This is a genomic window from Shewanella sp. 5_MG-2023, from assembly GCF_030547465.1.
Classification (GTDB): Bacteria; Pseudomonadota; Gammaproteobacteria; order Enterobacterales; family Shewanellaceae; genus Shewanella.
The window spans coordinates 95,225-115,414 of the sequence record NZ_JAUORC010000005.1; the positions used below are offsets into that span (position 1 = coordinate 95,225).

The following is a 20,190-nucleotide window of genomic DNA, read 5'->3' on the forward strand; positions in this document are numbered from 1 at the left end:
TGCGATTAAGACCCATTTATTGCCGTTGGCAACGATTAACTACTCATAGTGAACCCTTGGCGATTAAGCCATCGCGGTGGTCTTTGCCGCTTGCTGAGGTTGTACGTCATAGCGACTAAAGCTCATCGAGAACTGACCGTCACCACCCGTCATCGATTTTAGTCTAGTAGAATAGTCACTGACATTAGCCAAGGGCACTTCGACTTCAACTGTAACCATGCCAGAGCTATCGGCTTGTGTGCCGCACACCATACCTCGCTCGCTACTGATATCGGCGGTGATATCGCCCACATGTTGCTGAGCAACACAAATATTCATTTCAACGATAGGCTCTAAAACCACTGGCTGAGCAAGTTTAACGGCTTCCATAAAGGCTTTTTTACCCGCCATCACAAAGGCAATCTCTTTAGAGTCCACACTGTGATGTTTGCCATCTAATACAGTAACTTTGATGTCTTGCATCGGAAACCCACCAAGCTCACCAGCTGTCATAGCTTCTTTAATTCCCTTTTCAACCGCGGGAATATATTGAGTGGGTACCGAGCCCCCGACCACTTTGCTGACAAACTCAAAACCTTGACCACGCTCAAGGGGCTCAACTTTAAGCTCTACTTCTCCAAATTGGCCAGAGCCACCGGATTGCTTCTTATGACGATATCTAAAGCTCGCCTCACCCATTATGGTTTCACGATAAGCAATGGCTGGAGTGTCAGTGTCCATATCAACATTAAACAGCGTTTGCGCTTTTTCTAATGCAATTTGCAGATGTAAATCACCTTGGCCTTGCAGCACAGTTTGTCCTTCTGCCTCATTACGGGCAATCTGTAAGCTTGGGTCTTCTGCCACTAACTTATGTAGCACTTCCGATATTTTTTGTTCATCACCGCGGCGCTTTGCAGACACGGCCAAGCCAAAAATAGGTTGCGGCAATACCAGCTCAGGTAAATGAAATTCATCTTCATCATGGCTGTCATGCAGCACAGCGCCAACTTCTAACTCATCAATTTTAGCAATGGCGCAGATATCACCCGGGATAGCCTGATTGACGTTACTATGCTGGTCCCCTTGTAACTTAAGAATGTTAGTCACTTTAAAGGGTTTACGGCTATGACCGATAAACAGTTTCATGCCCACTTCTATGGTGCCTTGGTATAAACGAAAAACGCCCATGCGGCCTAAAAATGGATCGATTGACACTCTAAAGATATGGGCTAATACATGGTCATCAGCTTTTTGGCTAACATCAATAGGGGTGGCATTTTCAGTAAAGCCTTTGATAAATTGCGGCGGATTAGCTTCAAGAGGGCTTGGCATCAACTTAGTCAGCATTTCCAGTAACGAGCTAATACCAATGTCTTGTTCTGCACTGGTAAAACATACTGGTACTAAATGACCCATTCGCAATGCGGCTTCTAGCGGCGCATGCAATTGCTCTGGGGTTAATGAATCACCTTGCTCTAAATACAGCTCCATTAACCGCTCATCTTCTTCAAGCACGGTATCAATGAGTTCATCACGGGCAGTTTCCACATCGCTGAATAAGGTTTTCGCTTTTAGATCGCAATGCAGATAACAATCCACCACATCATTAGCCATTTCATTGGGGAGATTAACGGGTAAGCAGCGATGACCAAATTGCTGCTGGATATCAGTCAGCAATTCAGCAACTAAAGCTTCGTTGCCATCTAAGTGGTTAATGGCAATGATCACTGCTTTGCCCTGCGCTCGGGCTGCTTCAAAGGCTCTTTTGGTTACCGATTCAATCCCAGTGCTGGCATTGACCACCAATAATACCGATTCAACGGCAGAAAGAGGCAATAATGCTCTGCCAATAAAATCAGGTAAACCTGGAGTATCAATAACGTTTAAATGGTGGTTTTGGAAGTCAAAATTAAGAAAGGAAGGTTCTAGGCTGTGGTGGTGGGCTTTTTCTTGGGCAGTGAAATCGGCATGATTTGTGCCCTTGTCGACCCTGCCTTTTAAGGTTATTGCATTGGCGCTAAACAGTAATGCTTCGAGTAAAGAGGATTTGCCTGCGTTGGTGTGACCCATTACAGCCAAATTACGGATTTGCTCAGTGGTGAAATCAGCCATTGTGGCCTCCCTTTATCACATAGTTAATCAATCCATTTCGCTTTAAGCACTGTTAGCTTCACATGTTTAGCTGTAATAACTCAATCTCAGTAAAAGTATGCCGACAGGATTAACTGATTAGTCAGTGAAACCTTGCTGTTCACCTTTTAAGAGCCTGTCCGCCTTGCAAATCAAGTGAGATAATTCATGTCATTTAAAGCAAGTGCCTAGCGCTATTTAAATTCAGTATAGAACTGTAACTATGATTAAAAGTTGACCTAGATCAGGCTTTAACTCACCAATTAAATTTCATAACAAATACTCATTTGAGCTTACAACTGCTCGCTAGTTATGGTCTGATCTGTGAATAATCAGTCTCGGGTGATTGTATCGACCCGAAACCTCAGGTACTCTGCTTGCTCGATTGTGCTAAAACGATGATTATGAAGATTAACTATTGTTCATCTTTACTAGTCCCAACAGATTGTATTGCAAAAATACAGACCAAGGTTAAGCCTTAATGACAGTAGCATTATATAAATGACAGCAGAGCCAAGCGCAAAAGCTGCGATAAAGAAATCAGTGACGACAGACACTAGCACGCCAGTGGTGCGTCACCGTAATGCCACCACCACCCCTGAAATGCGTCAGTTCATTCAAACGTCTGACTTTAGCGTGAGCCAATTAGCTAAAATCCTCAATATTTCAGAGGCCACCGTGAGAAAGTGGCGTAAGCGTGATTCTGTCAGCGATACCCCCACCACGCCACATCACCTCAAAACCACATTGTCGCCAATGGAAGAGTATGTGGTGATCGGTTTGCGCTACCAATTAAAAATGCCGTTGGACAGACTGCTTAAGGTAACCCAGCAGTTTATTAATAAGGATGTCTCTCGCTCAGGGCTTGCCCGCTGCTTAAAACGCTACGGGGTATCAAAGCTTGATGAATTCGAAAGCCCCTATGTGCCCGAGCGCTATTTCAACCAGTTACCTATTGTTCAAGGCACTGATGTCGCCACTTATACTTTGAACCCAGAAACCTTAGCCAAAACCTTATCCTTACCTGAAGCCACTCAAGACAATGTGGTGCAAGTGGTGTCACTGACGATTCCACCACAATTAACGGATAAAGAAAGTTACTCGATTTTACTGGGTGTTGATTTCGCAACTGACTGGGTTTATCTCGACATCTATCAAGACAGCCATACCCAAGCGACTAATCGCTATATCGCTTATGTGTTAAAGCACGGCCCGTTTCATTTAAGAAAATTACTCGTAAAAAATTACCACACTTTTTTAGCTCGCTTCCCGGGCGCTAAAACCATGCATGCTTCGGAAGCAGCACACTCTACAAATAATTCAGCTATGGATAGACTGAACAACGGAGACTCAAAATGAGCCAAGAACCGACCCCACAAGAGTTAGTTGAAGACAAACGACTCAATAAGCGTCTTAAAGATATGCCTATCGCCATTGTCGGCATGGCAAGTATCTTTGCTAATTCGCGTTACTTGAATAAGTTTTGGGACTTAATCAGTGAAAAAATTGATGCCATTACTGAAGTACCTAAGTCGCACTGGCGCCCTGAAGATTACTTCGATGCAGACAAAACAACCCCAGATAAAAGTTACTGTAAGCGCGGTGGCTTCATCCCTGACGTTGACTTTAACCCTATGGAGTTTGGCCTACCGCCAAATATCCTAGAGCTCACTGACACCTCACAATTATTATCATTGGTTATCGCCAAAGAGGTGCTTGCCGATGCGGGTGTAACACCTGAATATGACACCGATAAAATCGGTATTACACTCGGCGTGGGCGGCGGTCAAAAAATCAATGCTAGCCTAACTGCGCGCCTACAATATCCTGTACTGAAAAAGGTATTTAAAAGTAGCGGCTTAAGTGATGCAGACAGCGATATGCTGATCAAGAAATTCCAAGACCAATATGTTCACTGGGAAGAAAACTCATTCCCGGGGTCTTTAGGTAATGTTATCGCTGGTCGTATTGCTAACCGCTTTGATTTAGGTGGCATGAACTGTGTGGTTGATGCAGCATGTGCAGGCTCACTAGCCGCTATGCGTATGGCATTAACAGAGCTGGTTGAAGGCCGCAGTGAAATGATGATCACCGGTGGTGTGTGTACTGATAACTCACCTTCTATGTATATGAGTTTCTCTAAAACGCCTGCATTTACCACTAACGAAACCATTCAACCGTTTGATATCGATTCAAAAGGTATGATGATCGGTGAAGGTATCGGCATGGTGGCGCTGAAGCGTCTTGAAGATGCTGAACGTGATGGCGATAGAATCTACTCTGTTATTAAAGGTGTGGGCGCGTCATCAGATGGTAAATTTAAATCAATTTATGCGCCACGCCCAGAAGGCCAAGCAAAAGCATTAAAACGAGCTTATGATGATGCCGGTTTTGAGCCTCACACTGTTGGTTTAATTGAAGCACATGGTACAGGTACTGCTGCAGGTGACGTAGCTGAATTTAACGGTCTTAAGTCCGTTTTTGGCGAGTTTAATGACACTAAACAACACATTGCTTTAGGTTCAGTTAAGTCTCAAGTGGGTCACACTAAGTCAACAGCTGGCACGGCAGGTGTTATTAAAGCAGCCCTAGCCCTGCATCATAAAGTGCTGCCACCAACCATAAACGTGTCTAAGCCTAATCCCAAACTAAATGTTGAAGATTCGCCGTTTTTCTTAAATACCGAAACCCGCCCTTGGATGCCGCGCCCTGATGGCACCCCGCGTCGTGCTGGTATTAGCTCATTTGGTTTCGGCGGTACTAACTTCCATATGGTGCTTGAAGAATACACAGCAGAACATGCTCGTGATGCGAAATACCGTCAACGCCAAGTACCTCAAAGTGTGTTAATTAGCGCCGATAATAAAGCGGCACTTCAAACTGAAGTTAGCACGTTAATCGCTGCCATCGCTAAGCTAACTGATACTGACAACACCAGTATTGCTCAAGCTGAACTTACCCGCATCGCTAAGCAATATGCCGTTAGAACATTAGATGTAAACGCGCCACGTTTAGGCTTAGTTGCTGCGAATTTAGCAGAGCTAACGGCTCAATTACAATTGGCATTAAAACAGCTTGAAAGCCAAAGCAGTGATGCTTGGCAATTGCCTTCAGGCACTAGCTACCGCTCAGCCGCTTTAATTAATACTGCCGCTAAAGGTAACAAGTCAGCTAAAGTTGCAGCCTTATTTGCAGGTCAAGGTTCTCAATACTTAAACATGGGTATTGAAGTCGCTTGTCATTTCCCAGAAATGCGTCAGCAGCTTAACAAGGCTGATAAAGTCTTCGCTAGCTTTAACAAAACGCCGCTTTCACAAGTCTTATTTCCAATCCCTGCATTTGAAAAAGCAGATAAAGAGGCTCAAGCAGCGTTACTGACGAGCACTGATAACGCCCAAAGCGCCATTGGTGTCGTCAGCATGAGTCAATACCAGTTATTCACTCAAGCAGGATTTGCTGCTGACATGTTTGCGGGTCACAGCTTTGGTGAGCTTTCTGCATTATGTGCAGCGGGTGTTATCTCTAATGATGACTACTACCAATTATCTTTTGCACGCGGCGAGTCAATGGCAGCATCTGCTGTTGATAAAGACGGTAATGCACTTGATAAAGGCACCATGTACGCCATTATCTTGCCAGCAAATGATGCTGACGCGGCCAATGCTGAAAATATCGCAAAATTAGAAAGCTGCATCAGTGATTTTGATGGCGTAAAAGTGGCTAACTACAACTCAGCGACTCAGCTTGTTATTGCAGGTCCTACTGAAAGTTGCGCAGCTGCGGCTAAAGCCATTAGCGCATTAGGCTTTAAAGCAATTGCACTGCCAGTATCTGGCGCCTTCCATACTCCGCTTGTGGGTCATGCACAAAAGCCATTTGCTAAAGCGATCGATAAAGCCAAATTTAGCGCAAGTAAAGTGGCCTTGTTCTCAAATGCTAGCGGTGAGCAACACCCAACAGATGCTAAATCAATTAAAGCGGCATTCAAGCAACATATGCTGCAATCAGTGCGCTTTACTGATCAGCTAAATAATATGTATGACGCGGGTGCACGGGTATTTGTTGAATTTGGTCCTAAGAACATTCTTCAAAAACTGGTACAAGCCACCTTGGGCGATAAAGCTGAGTCAGTTTCTGTTGTCAGCATAAACCCGAATCCTAAAGGTAATAGTGATACCCAGCTTCGCATTGCTGCTATGCAACTTTGTGTATTGGGCGCACCCTTGACTGAAATTGATCCATACCAAGCTGACATTGCAGCGCCTGCTAAACCTAAAGGCATGAACGTCAAACTGAATGCATCGAACCATATTAGCGCGCCAACCCTTGCAAAAATGGAAAAATCATTGGCGACAGGCCAAGTAACATCACAAGTGGTTGAAACCATCGTTGAGAAGATTGTTGAAAAGCCAGTTGAGAAAATCGTAGAAAAGATTGTGGAAAAAGAAGTGATAAAAACTGAATATATTGAAGTGGCCTCAGCCAATGCCAACGCACCAGCTGTTAGCAATACAGTAACCACTGCGCCTGTAGCTGGCAATGCACTAGCGCAACCTGCTGCAGGAACTGGTAGCTTAGAAGCATTTTTCAATGCCCAGCAACAAGCTGCAAACTTACATCAGCAGTTCTTGGCTATTCCTCAACAATACGGTGATACCTTTACTCACCTGATGACAGAGCAAAGCAAAATGGTTGCGGCAGGACTCGCTATTCCAGAGAGCTTACAGCGCTCAATGGAGCTATTCCACCAGCATCAAGCACAAACACTACAAAGCCATACATTGTTCCTTGAGCAGCAAGCACAATCAAGCCAGTCTGCCCTTGCTATGCTAACAGGCACTTCGCTGCCAGTTCAGCCGCAGACAGTAGCAACAACAGCAGCACCAGCAATGACTCAGGCTGTTGCAGCAACAGCGACAGTTCAAACGCCAACTCAAGTACCTGCGCCTGTTGCAGCGCCAGTAGCAAAAGCTCCGGTAACACAATCACAGATAGCACAAGAGCCTGCAGCAAAAGTAACAGCCCCATTAGCACCAGCAAGAACCGTTACTGCAGAACCTATTTCAGCGTCTGCAGCTCCAGTGCAATTAATGCCTGCTGGTTTATCAGCAGAAACAGTCTTGAACACTATGTTAGAAGTGGTTGCTGAAAAAACTGGCTACCCCACTGAAATGCTAGAACTTGGCATGGATATGGAAGCGGATTTAGGTATCGATTCAATCAAGCGTGTTGAAATCTTAGGCACGGTACAAGATGAGCTACCTGGTTTACCAGAGCTTAGCCCAGAAGATTTAGCTGAGTGTCGTACCCTTGGCGAAATCGTAGCTTATATGAACAGCAAACTGCCCGCCGCGGGCGCTATGAACTCTGCGCCACCAGCAATTTCAGTAGCTCAAGCCGCACCAGTAGCTTCAGGTTTATCTGCTGAAACCGTATTGAATACCATGCTCGAAGTGGTTGCTGAAAAAACCGGTTACCCTACTGAAATGCTAGAACTTGGCATGGATATGGAAGCGGATTTAGGTATCGATTCAATCAAGCGTGTTGAAATCTTAGGCACGGTACAAGATGAGCTACCTGGTTTACCAGAGCTTAGCCCAGAAGATTTAGCTGAGTGTCGTACCCTTGGCGAAATCGTATCTTACATGAACAGCAAACTGCCAGCCGCGGGCGCTATGAACTCTAAGTTACCCGCTGAAGGCTCTAAGTTACCCGCTGAAGGCTCTAAGCTACCAGCGGAAGGAAACGTTACAGCTGCAGCTGCGCCAGTTGCTTCTGCTGTAGTTTCAGGTTTATCGGCTGAAACAGTATTGAATACCATGCTAGCAGTGGTTGCTGAAAAAACCGGTTACCCAACTGAAATGCTAGAACTTAGCATGGATATGGAAGCGGATTTAGGTATTGATTCAATCAAACGTGTTGAGATTTTAGGCACTGTACAGGATGAGCTACCAGGCTTACCTGAACTTAACCCTGAAGATTTAGCTGAGTGTCGTACTCTTGGCGAAATCGTATCTTACATGAACTCTAAACTGCCTACCGCTGGAGCCGTTACAGCTTCAGTTGCGCCAGTTGCTTCTAATGTCGTTTCAGGTTTATCGGCTGAAACTGTATTGAATACCATGCTAGCAGTGGTTGCCGAAAAAACCGGTTACCCAACTGAAATGCTAGAACTTAGCATGGATATGGAAGCAGACTTAGGCATCGACTCAATCAAACGTGTTGAGATTTTAGGCACAGTACAAGATGAGCTACCAGGCTTACCTGAACTTAACCCAGAAGATCTAGCTGAGTGTCGTACCCTTGGCGAAATCGTTTCTTATATGAACAGCAAACTGCCAGCCGCAGGCGCTATGAGCTCTGAATCACCAGCGATTTCTGCCGCTGCTGTAGCTTCTGGTTTATCCGCGGAGACAGCCTTGAGCGCCCAACAAATTCAAAGCACTATGATGTCAGTTGTTGCAGAGAAGACTGGTTACCCAACAGAAATGCTAGAACTTAGCATGGATATGGAAGCAGACTTAGGCATCGACTCAATCAAACGTGTAGAAATTTTAGGGACTGTTCAAGATGAGCTACCAGGCTTACCTGAGCTTAACCCAGAAGATTTAGCTGAGTGCCGTACCCTTGGTGAAATCGTTTCTTATATGAACTCTAAGTTACCCGCTGAAGGCTCTAAACTGCCAGCCGTAGGAACTCATACACAAGCCGCTGATGGCTCTCATCCTGCAACACCTGTCGCTTCTGGTTTAAGTGCTGAACAAGTACAAAGCACCATGATGTCAGTGGTTGCTGACAAAACTGGTTACCCAACTGAAATGCTAGAACTTAGCATGGACATGGAAGCAGATCTGGGTATCGATTCTATCAAGCGCGTAGAGATTCTTGGTACGGTACAAGACGAGCTAGCAGGTTTACCAGAGCTTAACCCAGAAGATTTAGCTGAGTGTCGCACGCTTGGTGAAATCGTATCTTATATGAACTCTAAACTCGCCACAGGCGCTATAAACAGCAAGCTATCAGCTGATGTAGTTTCTGACACGACAGCGACTACAGTATCTGAATTAGCAACTGACTTACCTCCACATCAGGAAGTCGCGCTAAAAAAGCTACCAGCGGCGGATAAGTTAGTTGATGGTTTTTCTAAAGAAGCGTGTATCGTCATCAATGATGATGGTCATAACGCAGGCGTTCTCGCAGAAAAACTTACCGCAACAGGCCTAACCGTCGCCGTTATTCGTAGTCCAGAATCAGTCACTAGCGCACAATCACCGCTAAGCAGTGATATCAAAAGTTACAACCTAACGGCTGTAAATGATGACGCGATTAGTGATGTCATTGCACAAATCAGTAAAGCCCATAAAGTGGCTGGCTTTGTTCACCTACAACCACAACTTGCCACTGCGAACAATGTCATACCGCTAAGTGATGCAGGTTTTGTTGCTGTTGAACAAGCTTTTTTAATGGCTAAGCACCTGCAGAAAAGCTTTACCGAATTAGCAAAAACTGAACGTGTAAGCTTTATGACGGTTAGTCGTATTGATGGTGGTTTTGGTTACTTAAAAAGTAATGAACTTGCCACTGCTGAGTTAAATCAAGCAGCGCTTTCAGGTCTAAGCAAAACCCTTAGCCATGAATGGCCAACAGTGTTTTGTCGAGCATTAGATATCGCCCCAAGCTTTGAAGCTGTGGACCTTGCTGATGCCGTTATTGCTGAGTTATTTGATGTTAATGCTGCCAATCAGATTGTTGAGGTAGGTATTAGTAGCGAAGGCCGTCATACATTAACAGCGACCACAACCGCAAAAACTCGCTATCAAACTACGACCCTTGATAGCAATGATACTGTGTTAGTCACAGGCGGTGCTAAGGGGGTTACATTTGAATGTGCGCTTACACTTGCTAAACAGACAAAGTCTCACTTTATCCTTGCAGGCCGTAGCCAACACCTTGGGGCAAACTTGCCAACATGGGCGCAAGGCAAACAAGCTAAAGAATTAAAAGCGGCTGCAATTGGTTTTATTCAATCTCAAGGTAACAAGCCAACGCCAAAACAAATTGACGCGTTAGTATGGCCAATTACCAGTAGTTTAGAAATTGACCGCGCCTTAGCAGCATTCACTGAAGTGGGCGCAAGTGCTGAATATATCAGTATGGATGTCAGCTCAGATGATGCCATTAAGCAATCGCTTTCAGCTTTCAAATCAATTACCGGCATCATTCATGGCGCAGGTGTATTGGCTGATAAGCATATCCAAGACAAAACCTTAGCTGAATTAGGTCGTGTATACGGCACTAAAGTCACCGGCTTTGCAGGTATCATTAATGCCATTGATACGAGTAAATTAAAGCTGGTTGCTATGTTTTCATCTGCTGCTGGTTTCTACGGCAACACCGGACAAAGTGACTATTCAATGTCCAATGAGATCCTCAATAAAACCGCATTACAACTTGCCAATAACTATCCGCAAGCCAAAGTAATGAGCTTTAACTGGGGCCCTTGGGATGGCGGAATGGTCAGCTCAGCATTGAAGAAGATGTTTGTTGAACGTGGCGTTTACGTTATTCCGTTAGATAAAGGCGCAAACTTATTTGCCCACAGTCTGTTATCTGAAACCGGTGTTCAAATGCTGATTGGTTCGAGCATGCAAGGTTCAGATTCTTCAGCACAAGCAACAGGTTCAGCTGTAAAAAAGCTTAATGCGGACTCTGCGCTAAATGCTGAGAGTTCGCTGACATTATCTTTTTTAAATACTGTATCTAACAGTGCAACTGCAGCAGATAAGCCTCGCAGCTTATCTGTTGTAAGAGTACTTAATCCGGTTGCAATGCCCTTCATTGAAGATCATTGCATCGCGGGTAATCCAGTACTGCCGACAGTGTGCGCCATACAATGGATGCGTGAAACAGCGCAAAAGCTATGTGGTTTACCTGTAAGCACCAAAGATTATAAGTTACTTAAAGGCATTATTTTTGAGTCGGCCCAGCCACAAGAGTTAACTCTGCAGTTAACTGAAACCGCTGAAGGCTTAAAAGCATTGATTTCTAGCCGGGTACTTGACGGTAACAGTGATGCTAACGCGTTATTAAGACCGCAATACCAAGCGAACTTAATCGTCAACAGTGCATTACTTAATGAAGTTGCCACTACAGCAACCGATAAAATGGCTCAGTTAGCGTCAATCATTGATAAGGTTAAAAACAACAAGGCCATTAGTACTGACAGTGAACTTTATTCAAACGGCAGCTTATTTCATGGCCCACGTTTACAAGGGATCAAGCAAGTATTGGTTGCAAATGATAGCCAGCTTATTTGTAAAGTGACCTTACCAGAAATTGAACAAACTGATTGTTTAGGTTTTGAAGCGCAACTTGAAATCGGTGGTAGTCAGGCATTTGCAGAAGATCTACTGCTACAAGCAATGCTAGTGTGGGCGCGAATAAAGCATGACGCAGCAAGTTTGCCATCAACCATTGGTGAGCTAACCACTTATGCGCCATTTGCATCAAATGACCAAGGTTATTTAGTGCTTAATGTCGTAAAAAGTACTAGTCGCTCTTTGACTGCTGACATTGCGCTTTACCATGAAGATGGTCGCTTAAGTTGCACCATGACAGCGGCAAAAACAACCATTAGCAAAAGCTTGAATGAGGCTTTTTTAGCCCCGGCTAAAGCACTTGCTGATTTGCAGGAGTCGGTGTGAGCAATCAATCAACTTCTGTGATGTCAAAGCCTGAGCCAACAAAAGTTGCATCAGTAAAAAGCATGCGCATCGCCTTAAAACTGATTGCCAATGATGCTGCATCATTGGCGCAAGCTGCTAATGGAGCTAATGGTTCCTTGCATGCAAATAACAATGCATTTGCTGCTATCAAACCTTGTTCATTGGCTGAAACATTAGGCGCGACAGCCATCCCGCTTGAAATTGATGTGTCGTCATTAGATGGCACATCAAATACCGCCACAAACTTAAACATGAGTTTTCGCGATTATTTAGCTCAAGCGATTGAACGTATTGAGCAACAACAAACGGTATTGCTAAGCCATCCAGCTTTGCCATATAGCTTGTTAATGATGCCAGCCATTGTTGCAGCAAAACATCGATGTCATCCCCATGCCTATTTAACCGGTATGGGTGAAGGCCACGAGTTATCAGATGCCGTGCAACAAGCACTCACTCAAGCCAAACGGGCTCATGTTAGTCCAACTCAAATCGATGCGACTCATTGCACTAGCTATAAAGATAAGTTTTTTGAACTGATTCAGTTGATTGGCCACCTTGCGACTCGTAGCTTGCCAACAACGAATGACAGTAAGAATAACAGTACGAATAAACAGTATTGGTTTAGTGAGATGCACCAAAGCCGTGTAGCCAGTTTCAATTTTATTGAAGCCGAGCTACAACACGCGGTGGTATTCGTTCAGGGAACTGAACTTGGTGAGGCAAGCTCATTACTGGATAACACCAGATTGTTTTTCCCAATATCTGCCAGCACAGTCTCAGGTATACAGCAGCAACTGACGCAGTTACAAAGCCAGCTAAACGCTATTATTAATACAAATACCAGTGCAGCAATCAATGTTAACCACAGCACGCTGTTAGCACTGATGTTGAACAATCTAAACCAGTTTGATCACCAAGCAGGTAAAGCTGCGGTGATCATGGGCAATTCAATTGAAACTGCATGCAGCGAGATTGAAGCCATGTTGGCGATGCTAAGTACTTCAGATACATTAGCAAGCTCGCCATCGGAAGTTGAATACAAGACCCCATCAGGTAGCTGTTTGATACTCACGGCCAATGAGCCATTGGGCACGAATGGTCTTTGTTTCGTCTACCCGGGTGTCGGCACTGTATACCCACAGATGTTCAGTCAACTGCCACGCTTCTTCCCTGACTTATATGCTCAGCTAGAACGTGATGGTGATGTAAAAGCCATGCTGCAAGCAGATAGCATTTATGCTGATAACGCTAAAGTCACTGATATGAGTTTGGGTGAACTGGCGATTGCAGGTGTGGGTGCAAGTTATATCTTAACCAAAGTGCTTAGCGAATATTTTAATGTAAAACCTAACTTTGCCATGGGTTACTCCATGGGCGAAGCGGCGATGTGGGCAAGTCTTGGTATTTGGAAGCAACCCCACAGTATGATTGAGGCGACGCAAACCAGTACTATTTTTACTACCGATATTTCAGGTCGTTTAGATTGCGTGCGCCAGGCATGGCAGTTGAATCAAAGCGACGATATCGTGTGGAATAGTTTTGTGGTTAGAGCAACCCCAGCCGATATTGAAGCGGTTTTAACCCAATATCCTCGTTGTTATCTCGCTATCATTCAAGGTGATACTTGCGTGCTGGCAGGATGTGAAGCCAGTTGTAAAGCGCTGCTAAAACAAATCGGCAAACGCGGCATGGCAGCAAATCGCGTGACCGCAATGCATACTGCGCCAGCCATGCTAATTCATCGCGAAGTGGCTCAATTCTATCAACAAGCGCTTCACCACAATGAGCAGCTTGAACAAACTGCACAGATAAAATTTATCAGCGCTGCAAGTTCACAACCGATTAATGTCAGCAGCCTTGATATTGCAACCTCAATCGCTGACACCTTTTGTCAGCCGCTTAACTTTACTGAGTTGGTTAACAACGCACGTAAATTAGGCGCGAAACTTTTTGTTGAAATCGGTGCAGATCGCCAAACAACCACCTTGATTGATAAAATTGCTCGCACAAGTCCTACAGTTTCAGAGCCTTGCCAAGCCATTGCCGTCAATGCCAAAGGTGGAGACGATCAAACTGCGCTGCTTAAATGTATCGCCCAGCTTATCAGCCACAAAGCACCTGTTTCGCTGACCTGCCTTACACAAGGGTTAGCGAATTTGTTGGCTAGCACACTTAAGTTTGAAGTGAACAATCTTCAAGCGGATGCTACTTTAGCCCCACAATTAGAAGGAGAACAATCTTGAGTTCTCAATCGAATATGAAAAATATTGCCTCTAGCGATGCTAATAAAAATAACGCTGGCAGCGTCCCTAAAATCGCAGTCGTCGGCTTAGCCACCCAATACCCTGACGCAGACACGCCGGTTAAATTTTGGCAAAACCTGCTGGATAAAAAAGATTCTCGCAGCACCATTAGCAGTCAAAAACTGAACGCTAATCCGGCCGATTATCAGGGTGTACAAGGTGAATCAGACCGCTTTTATTGCGACAAAGGCGGCTACATTCAAAACTTCAGTTTCAATGCTGAAGGATACCGCATTCCAGCGCAGCAATTTAGCGGCTTAGACGACAGCTTTTTATGGGCTACCGATACTGCCCGTAAAGCACTGGTTGATGCCGGCGTAGATATTAATAACGCTGAGCACAATCTAACGCTTAATCGCACCGGTATTGTCATGGGAACCTTGTCGTTCCCAACCGCAAAATCAAATGAATTATTTGTACCGCTATATCACAGCGCAGTTGAAAAAGCCTTGCAGCATAAATTGCAGCAACCCAACTTCAATTTACAATCATTTGATAGTGAAGGCTTTAATCAACAACCAATCCCAGCATCACTGTCAAATGGTGCCATTGCCCATAACGCGTCCAAACTGGTTGCTGATGCACTGGGTTTAGGCGCGGCGCAATTAAGCCTTGATGCAGCTTGTGCTAGTTCAGTTTACTCATTAAAACTTGCCTGTGATTACTTACATACTGGTAAAGCTGACATGATGTTAGCTGGCGCTGTATCAGGTGCTGACCCATTCTTTATTAATATGGGTTTTTCCATATTTCACGCTTACCCAGACCATGGTATTTCAGCGCCTTTTGATAGTAATTCTAAAGGTCTGTTTGCTGGTGAAGGTGCTGGCGTATTAGTGCTAAAACGTCTTGAAGATGCAGAGCGTGATGGTGACCATATATACGCTTTAGTGAGCGGTATTGGACTATCTAATGACGGTAAAGGCCAATTTGTACTAAGCCCAAATAGCGACGGCCAAGTAAAAGCCTTTGAACGTGCTTATGCCGATGCGGCTATGCATGATGAAAGCTTTGGCCCTGCCAACATTGAAGTGATTGAGTGCCATGCAACAGGAACCCCACTAGGTGATAAAGTTGAACTGACCTCAATGGAACGCTTCTTTGCAGATAAGCTTAATGGCTCGAATACGCCGTTAATTGGTTCGGCTAAATCAAATCTAGGTCACTTATTAACGGCTGCAGGTATGCCAGGGATCATGAAAATGATTTTTGCCATGCGCCAAGGCGTGTTACCACCGAGTATCAATGTCAGCGCACCCATCAACTCACCAAATAGTACTTTTGGTAAAACTAACTTGCCAAGTGACGTACTGCCTTGGCCAGACAAAGCGGGAAATAATGCCCGTCATGCGGGAGTCTCTGTATTTGGCTTTGGTGGTTGTAACGCGCATTTGTTGATTGAGTCGTATCAAGGTAAAGCTCAAAATACAGCGTCGGCTACAACAGCTCATAGCTCTACTGCTCAGTCTTCTACGCCTAATGCTTCTACAATCAATGCCCAAGCGCCAATGCACATTACCGGTATGGCGGCTCATTTCGGGCCACTATCAAGTATTAATGCCTTTGCTAAAGCGATTGATGCTAAACAATCGGCATTTACAGCCCTGCCTGAACAACGTTGGAAAGGCTTAGATAAACACCCAGAATTATTATCACAGTTTGGTATTAACCTTGAAGGTGAAGCGGCGCCAAAAGGTGCGTACATCAATCAGTTTGATTTTGACTTCTTGCGCTTCAAAGTGCCGCCAAATGAAGATGACCGCTTAATCTCGCAACAATTGCTATTAATGAAAGTCGCAGATGAAGCCATTCATGACGCAAAGCTTGAATCTGGCAGTAAGGTTGCTGTGCTAGTCGCAATGGAAACAGAGCTTGAATTACATCAATTCCGTGGCCGTGTTAACTTGCATACGCAAATAGCAGCCAGCCTAAAAGCTCATGGCGTTAACTTGTCAGAGTCTGAATACCAAGCCCTTGAAACCATTGCGATGGATAGCGTGTTAGATGCGGCGAAGTTAAATCAATATACCAGTTTCATTGGTAATATTATGGCATCGCGCATCTCATCACTTTGGGACTTCAATGGCCCTGCTTTCACGATTTCTGCCGGTGAGCAATCGGTTAACCGCTGTATTGATGTGGCGCAAAATCTACTGGCGATGGAATCTCGCCAAGAGCCTTTGGATGCAGTGATTATTGCTGCAGTAGACTTATCAGGTAGCATTGAGAATATCGTCCTAAAGACAGCCTCGCTTGCTCAAGCTAGTGCCAGTAAGCAGAACTTATCAATTGGTGAAGGTGCTGGCGCAATCGTATTACAAGCCGCTACAGCAAATGCTTCCAATGTGGACTTGATTCATCAAGCCCTAGGCGCGCTTTCTGATCAAGATATGACTGATTCAGATATAAATGCATCTGGCTTTGCTGGCAGTTACGGCACCATTGAAAGCCTTGAATTTGGTTATAGTGAACAAATCGGCTCAATCGCTGATACCTTGCTGACTCAAACAGGGTTAACTAGTACGGATATTAAATTAGTAGAATTAAACCAAGCACCTGCTTGTTTAAACACGTCAAGCATCAAGGCTTCGCAAGCCTTATCGCAGTTGTTTAGCCAGTCCCTAAGCACTACTGCTCAATCTTGTATTGGCCATACCTTTGCTGCATCTGGAATCGCCAGTTTATTACATGGTTTGTTAGCACTGCCTAAGTCTTTTGCTCTCAATAACGCAGCAGAGCCACAACATGCAATCATAGCCACATTGAGTGAAAACCAATGTTCACAGCTATTGCTGAGTCAAACTTCACAGCAACAAGGTGCGAGTCAGCAGCGTTTAGACATCGATATCCAGCAGCAAACAGCCAAGAAGCTCAGCTTAGTTAAGCAAGTTAGCCTTGGTGGCCGCGATATTTACCAACATATTGTCGATGCGCCACTGGCTGAGATTAATAGCATCCGAGCTAAAACAGCCCAAATAAAACCCTTAGCGTCTGCTGCTGTCACAGCAATGACGAGCCGAGGACATTTTGAAGCACCTCAAATGAGTGAGCAGCAAAATACTTCAACGACTAAACAAGCGATGGTGAATTCACCATCAACAATAATAGAGTCCCCTATGCCGTTTTCAGATCGTTCTACCCAGTTCAGTCCTGCTAAACAGGAACCTGCATCTTCAGTGCAAACACCTTCGCTTGCACAAGCTCAAGCACAAGTTCCGCCAGCACATCTAACTGCTTTTGAACAAAACCAGTGGTTAGCACATCAAGCGCAACTGGCATTCTTAAAAAGCCGTAATGAAGGTTTGAAAGTGGCTGATGCACTGATGAAGCAGCAACTTGCGCAGGCCAATGGTCAGTCGTACGCTTTACCAGTACAAAGCGCCCCGACTCAAGCAGTAAACGTGCTAGCTCAGCCAGTTGCAGTCGCAGTCGCAGTCGCGCCGACACTGCGCCCAAATCATGCCAGTGTGCCACCTTATATCGCGCCTATCCCTGCGGATAAGCCATGTATCTGGAATTATGCTGATTTAGTTGAATACGCTGAAGGCGACATCGCCAAGGTGTTTGGTCCTGATTACGCTGTTATTGATAACTACTCACGCCGCGTACGCCTGCCTACCACTGATTACTTATTGGTCTCGCGCGTCACTAAATTAGATGCCACCATGAACCAATATAAGCCATGTTCAATGACCACTGAATATGATATCCCAGTTGATGCGCCCTATTTAGTTGATGGCCAAATACCTTGGGCTGTCGCGGTTGAATCTGGTCAATGTGACTTAATGCTGATCAGTTACTTGGGCATTGATTTTGAAAACAAAGGTGAGCGCGTTTATCGTTTACTTGATTGTACGCTGACCTTTTTAGACGACTTACCACGCGGTGGCGACACGCTTCGTTATGACATTAAGATTAATAATTTCGCTAAAAATGGCGACACCTTATTATTCTTCTTCTCTTACGAGTGTTTTGTTGGCGATAAGATGATCCTGAAAATGGACGGTGGTTGTGCAGGCTTCTTTACTGACCAAGAACTTGATGATGGTAAAGGCGTAATTCGCACCGAAGATGAAATTAAACTGCGTGAAGATGCGTTTAACAACCCGAATAAGCCACGTTTTGAGCCATTATTGCATTGCGCTCAAACCCAGTTTGATTATGGTCAAATCCATAACTTACTGCACGCCGATATCGGCGCTTGTTTTGCGGGTGAGCATCAAAACCATCAACTGGCTTCAGGTAAGCAAGATTCATTATGCTTCGCCTCTGAAAAATTCTTAATGATTGAGCAAGTTGGCAATCTAGATGTTCATGGCGGCGCATGGGGCTTAGGCTTCATTGAAGGTCATAAAACACTGGCACCTGATCACTGGTATTTCCCGTGTCACTTTAAGGGCGACCAAGTCATGGCTGGCTCACTAATGGCTGAAGGTTGTGGTCAATTACTGCAGTTCTTCATGCTGCATATTGGTATGCACACCTTAGTTGAAAATGGTCGTTTCCAGCCACTTGAAAATGCCTCGCAAAAAGTGCGTTGTCGTGGTCAAGTTCTGCCACAACACGGTGAACTGACTTACCGCATGGAAGTGACTGAGATTGGTATTCACCCTCGCCCATATGCCAAAGCCAATATTGATATTTTGCTTAACGGTAAAGCTGTGGTTGATTTCCAAAATCTGGGTGTGATGCTTAAAGAAGAGAGCGAGTGCGCGCGATATATTAACGATACTGTTATTAACGACACTGCGACTGTTTCGAGTACTGAGACGAGTAAAGCTAGCGGCCAAGCATCAAAAAATGCACCGTTAATGTCACAAATACCTGACCTATCTGCAGCAACCAATAAAGGCGTTATTCCGCTGCAACATGTTGAAGCGCCGCTTATTCCTGATTACCCAAACCGCAGCCCTGATACGCTACCCTTTACGCCATACCACATGTTCGAATTTGCAACCGGCAACATTGAAAACTGTTTTGGCCCAGACTTCAGCATTTACCGCGGCTTTATACCACCACGTACCCCATGTGGTGATTTGCAGCTCACTACGCGAGTGGTCGATATTCAAGGTAAACGTGGCGAACTTAAAAAGCCGTCATCGTGTATCGCTGAATACGAAGTGCCTGCAGACGCTTGGTACTTTACAAAAAACAGCCACGCTTCAGTGATGCCTTACTCGGTATTAATGGAAATTTCTCTGCAACCTAACGGCTTTATCTCAGGCTATATGGGCACCACACTAGGTTTCCCGGGCCAAGAGTTATTCTTCCGTAACCTAGATGGTAGCGGTGAGCTATTACGTGATGTTGATTTACGCGGTAAAACTATCGTCAATGACTCAAAGTTATTATCCACCGTGATTGCAGGTAGTAACATCATTCAAAGCTTTACCTTTGAATTAAGTGTTGATGGCGAGCCATTTTATAAAGGCAGCGCAGTATTTGGTTACTTTAAAGGCGACGCCCTTAAAAACCAATTAGGGATTGATAACGGCCGTATTACTCATCCTTGGCATATTGATAATAATGTCGCCGCTGATATTACTGTCGATTTACTCGATAAGCAGTCGCGGGTATTCCACGCCCCTGCTAACCAGCCACATTATCGCTTAGCTGGCGGTCAGCTTAACTTTATCGACAAAGCTGAAATCGTTGATAAAGGCGGTAAAAATGGTCTAGGTTACCTATCGGGTTCACGCACCATTGACCCAAGCGATTGGTTCTTCCAGTTCCATTTTCATCAAGATCCGGTTATGCCTGGCTCATTAGGCGTTGAAGCTATTATCGAGTTAATGCAAACTTACGCCATCAGTAAAGACTTAGGTAAAGGCTTTACCAATCCGAAGTTTGGCCAGATTTTATCTGACATAAAGTGGAAGTATCGCGGTCAAATTAACCCGCTGAACAAGCAAATGTCATTAGACGTGCATATCAGCGCCGTGAAAGATGAAAACGGCAAGCGCATCATTATTGGTGACGCAAACTTAAGCAAAGACGGCTTAAGAATTTACGAAGTAAAAGATATCGCAATCTGTATCGAAGAGGCATAA

5 protein-coding genes are annotated in these 20,190 nt (G+C 44.8%); 4 read left to right on the plus strand and 1 reads right to left on the minus strand.

The window, feature by feature from the left end:
* Positions 1 to 63: 63 nt before the first annotated feature.
* Positions 64 to 2,094, minus strand: a complete 2,031-nt coding sequence (gene fusA / locus Q4557_RS04075; protein ID WP_102475708.1) for an elongation factor G — start codon at positions 2,092 to 2,094, stop codon at positions 64 to 66.
* Between the two features lie 519 nt (positions 2,095 to 2,613).
* Between fusA and Q4557_RS04080 the strand changes: the two genes are divergently transcribed.
* From Q4557_RS04080 to Q4557_RS04095, 4 genes are read left to right on the plus strand one after another with little or no spacing between them, the layout of a single operon-like run.
* Positions 2,614 to 3,471 carry a transcriptional regulator gene (locus Q4557_RS04080; protein ID WP_241901113.1) on the plus strand — a complete coding sequence of 286 codons (858 nt, stop codon included), beginning with the start codon at positions 2,614 to 2,616 and terminating at the stop codon, positions 3,469 to 3,471.
* Positions 3,468 to 11,816, plus strand: a complete 8,349-nt coding sequence (locus tag Q4557_RS04085) for a type I polyketide synthase (RefSeq protein WP_303410853.1) — start codon at positions 3,468 to 3,470, stop codon at positions 11,814 to 11,816. Before Q4557_RS04080 ends, Q4557_RS04085 begins: the two co-directional genes overlap by 4 nt.
* Positions 11,813 to 14,080, plus strand: a complete 2,268-nt coding sequence (locus tag Q4557_RS04090) for a PfaB family protein (RefSeq protein ID WP_303410855.1) — start codon at positions 11,813 to 11,815, stop codon at positions 14,078 to 14,080. The genes Q4557_RS04085 and Q4557_RS04090 overlap by 4 nt, the downstream gene beginning before the upstream one ends.
* A gap of 14 nt (positions 14,081 to 14,094) precedes the next feature.
* Positions 14,095 to 20,190 carry a beta-ketoacyl synthase N-terminal-like domain-containing protein gene (locus Q4557_RS04095; protein WP_303410979.1) on the plus strand — a complete coding sequence of 2,032 codons (6,096 nt, stop codon included), beginning with the start codon at positions 14,095 to 14,097 and terminating at the stop codon, positions 20,188 to 20,190.